The 3,726-nt window shown below is 59.6% G+C and carries 2 protein-coding genes; both read left to right on the forward strand.

Translation table 11 applies throughout. From position 1 onward, the window contains the following. The first annotated feature begins 807 nt into the window (after window positions 1-807). Window positions 808-2,547 (forward strand): class I poly(R)-hydroxyalkanoic acid synthase, encoded by a 1,740-nt coding sequence (phaC, locus tag H0V78_10290; GenBank protein MBA2352143.1) that lies wholly within the window; start codon window positions 808-810, stop codon window positions 2,545-2,547. Window positions 2,548-2,683: 136 nt separating this feature from the next. Further along, entirely contained in the window at window positions 2,684-3,361 is a 678-nt protein-coding gene (locus H0V78_10295; protein ID MBA2352144.1) for a hypothetical protein, read from the forward strand. The last annotated feature ends 365 nt before the right edge of the window (window positions 3,362-3,726 follow it).

The raw sequence follows: 3,726 nt of genomic DNA on the forward strand, positions 1-3,726 counted from the left end.
GCCTTGATCTGGACTTCCCCACCGACGCCATCGCCAGCGCGCACGCGGGGTTGCGGGCGAGAAAAAGCCCGGAGAGCATCCGGGCTCTGGAAGATGGTGGAGGCGGCGTCAACTCACATTCGAGCCGGAGAACCGCGTCAACACTTGATGCGCGTAAGTCATCGGATCGCGGTTACCCCCAAAGTTGCCCCGCGCGGCGTTTGCCGTCGGTTGAATAACGGCCTGAATGGCAAGGACTGAAGTTGCGCCGCATCGTAGCGGACCGGAGCCCATACCCATCGGCGCGCCCCGATCGCGACGCGTGCTTGCCATCCCCGACCCCTGGGAAATGCCCCGGTCTCCGATCGCGCCGGCTCATCTGGGGCCTGCCTACCAAAATTTCCACTGTGAAACCTTTTTGATGAGATCGGAGGTGAGGGCCTGTATTTCGGCTTTCTTCCAAGCGTCGCCTTGACCCGATTTCGCAGCCGCTGGCTATAGGCGTTCATCTCATCGTGTTTCCAAGTGAGGAAGCTGTACTGCCGGGTATCGAGAAATGACGGTTTTTTAAGTTCATGCTCAGGACACGTCCAAATTACGCGCAAAGCTAGCGCGAACCAGCGACAATTATGAGTTACCAGCGACCGTTCGCGCGTGGCTCAACGGCTTCTGGGCGAGGAAACGAGCGAGTTGGCCGCTTTGAGGATGTCGTTGCTGCTGCGGCTCGGTATAATAACCAAGCGCGGAATTTACGAGGCATACCCCGTCGCATCAGAACGCCGTACGACAAAACCTGCGGGCTTGCTCAGGCCCGAACGGAGAAAACACATGGCTGATGAACCGCTCGATTCGGCGCAGTTGCTGAAAAACTATTTCGAAGCAGGGCAGGACTTGATACGTAAGTTTGCCCGGGGCGGAGCGGCCGGCGCGATGCCTGGCAAAAAACCCGACCCGTCGGCAGGCTTTCAAAATTCCGCAACAGACTTCATGGCTGGCGCGCAGCGTTTCGCTGAAATGCAGCATGGCTATCTGGAGCAGGGCGCGAGTCATTGGGCCGGGCTGTTCGGGTTAGCGCCCAAACCTGAAAAATCGGCAAAGGCTCCTGACCGGCGCTTCGCGGGAGAAGCCTGGCAAAACGTTCCGGGGTTCGACGCGCTCAAGCAGACGTATCTGGCCTACGTCGATTTTCTGAAAAGCTCGGTCGATTCGGCCCCGGTCGGCGATAACGCGAAAGCGCAGATGCGGTTTGCCATCGGCCAGTACGTCGATGCCCTGAGCCCGGCAAATTTTTTTGCGACCAATCCCGAGGCATTGCAGTTGGCGCAGGAAACCGGCGGCAAAAGTTTGATCGACGGCATGGGCTTGTTCATGCAGGACCTGGCGAAAGGACGCATCTCGATGTCCGACGATAGCGCCTTCGAAGTTGGTCGCGATGTCGCAACGACCGAGGGCGCGGTCGTCTTTGAAAACGATCTGATCCAGCTTATCCAGTATGCTCCGCGCGCGGAACAGGTCTATGAGCGGCCGCTGGTCGTCATTCCGCCGTGCATCAACAAGTTCTACATCCTCGATCTGCAGCCGGACAATTCCTTCGTGCGCCATGCGCTCGACCAGGGGCATACGGTGTTCCTTGTTTCGTGGCGCAACATCACGCCCGAGTTCGGTCACTTCACCTGGGACGATTACCTTGAACTCGGCGTGATCAAGGCGATCGACGTGGCGCTTTCGATCAGCGGCGCCGACCGCGTCAACGCGCTCGGCTTCTGCGTCGGTGGAACGCTGCTCGCGTGCGCGCTTGCCGTGCTGGCGGCGAAAGGTGAACAGAAGGCAGCCAGCCTGACGCTGCTCACGACCATGCTGGATTTTTTCGACGGCGGCGAGATTGGACAGCTTGTCAGCGAGGCGGGCATCACCGCGCGTGAAGCGGCGATCGGCAGCGGCGGCGTGATGCCCGGCAAGGAGCTCGGATTCGTGTTCTCGTCGCTGCGCGCCAACGACCTGATCTGGCAATATGTGGTCAACAGCTATCTGAAAGGCAAGGCGCCGCCGGCGTTCGACATGCTGTTCTGGAACGCGGATGGCGCGGACCTGGCCGGGCCGATGTTCTGCTGGTATTTGCGCAATACCTATCTCGAAAACAATTTGAAGCTCCCCGGGAAAACCAAACAGTGCGGCGTGCCGGTCGATCTCGGCCGCATCAGCATGCCCACGTACCTGTACGCATCGCGCGAAGATCACATCGTGCCGTGGGGCACGGCTTATGCGGCCCAAGATCTGCTCAAAGGCGAACTGACCTTCGTGCTTGGCGCGAGCGGGCACATTGCCGGCGTGATCAATCCCGCGAAAAAGAACAAGCGCAACTATTGGACCGGCGGTACTTTGACGAACGATCCGGACCAGTGGCTCGCCAGCGCGCAAAGCGTTCCCGGAAGTTGGTGGCCGAATTGGAGCGCATGGCTGGCGCGCCATGGCGGAGCCATGTTGCCGGCGCAGACCGCGCTCGGCAATGCGCAATACCGGATGATCGAGCCGGCGCCGGGAAGATACGTGACAGCAAAAGCGCAATGAACACGCGCTGCGGGCGCAATCAAGGAGAGTGGGTCGGACGAAGCCCGCTTTCGTATCCGGCTCCAACATCGCCATTAACAGTGGCCAACACATGTAGGATCATTCAACGCTCGATCAATCCACAGGAGATTTGCAAATGGCCAAAACCGTCGACACCGACGATATCCTCAAGAATTTGGCAAGCGAGGCAGTCAAACAGGGCGAGAATGTGCGTACTACCGTTCGCGATCTGACGCTCAAAGCACTGCAGGCTCGCGAACTTTCACTCGGTCAGATCAAGCAGGTTTTGAAAAGCGTCACGGCGGGTGTGAACTTAGGCGCCGCAGACGCCAAGATAGATGTCGAAAAAACGCTGACCGCGGCGCTCGCGGGTATGGACGACGCATTGCTCAAGGCCGCACGGGCAAGCCAGGTCGCCTTGCAGCAACTGAGCCGTTCCGGTGAGGATTTCGAGCAATCCCAGATGAAAACGGCGCTTAACGAACTGCAGCGGTTGGAAGATGAGTTCCTGAAGACCGTACAGGAAGCCTCCGAAGGCGCCGAGACGCAGGTCAAGTCGCAGTGGGCCGCGGTGCTGCGAAACACGAGGACAGGCGGCACCGAAACTGGTGCGCAGGTAGCGGCAACCATTCAGCAGTATACGACCCAGGCGCAGGCAGCCATGCGCGCGCAGCGCGAAGCGGGCCTGAAAACTGCGCACCTGCTGACTCAGAATTTCGCGACACTGGCCAGCGGCGTGCTGATCGGAATGACCGAGGCGATGCAACAGCAAAGCAGCGCGATATCCGGGGCCTCCAAGAATCGGAAAGACTGATCGGCCTCTCGTTAACGGGGATGTGCCGAGATAGCCGAGGATTGTAAGGGCAGTCGGGGCGGGGCCAAGGTATTGAGCTGGCTTCGAAAGAACGCTATGAACACGACGAAGCCAAAAAGAGGAGTCTTCAAATGGCGTCGCGCGCTTCAATGGACGGCCGGCAAGTCGAGGGTTTAAGGATTGAGAGCAAGCTCCAGATAAGTTCGGGCGGTCGAACCCTTAGCGTCGCGCCGATTCCACGATGACCTCCACCTCCAACATGGCCCTCAGCCTGATCGATGCGACCATCGACCGGCTGACCCGGCACGCGCCGTTCGACGGCATGGAGCGGGCGGATCTACAGTTTCTGGCGGCGCGTCTCAAGA

It is taken from the genome of Burkholderiales bacterium (genome assembly GCA_013695435.1).
Lineage (GTDB): Bacteria > Pseudomonadota > Gammaproteobacteria > Burkholderiales > JACMKV01 > JACMKV01.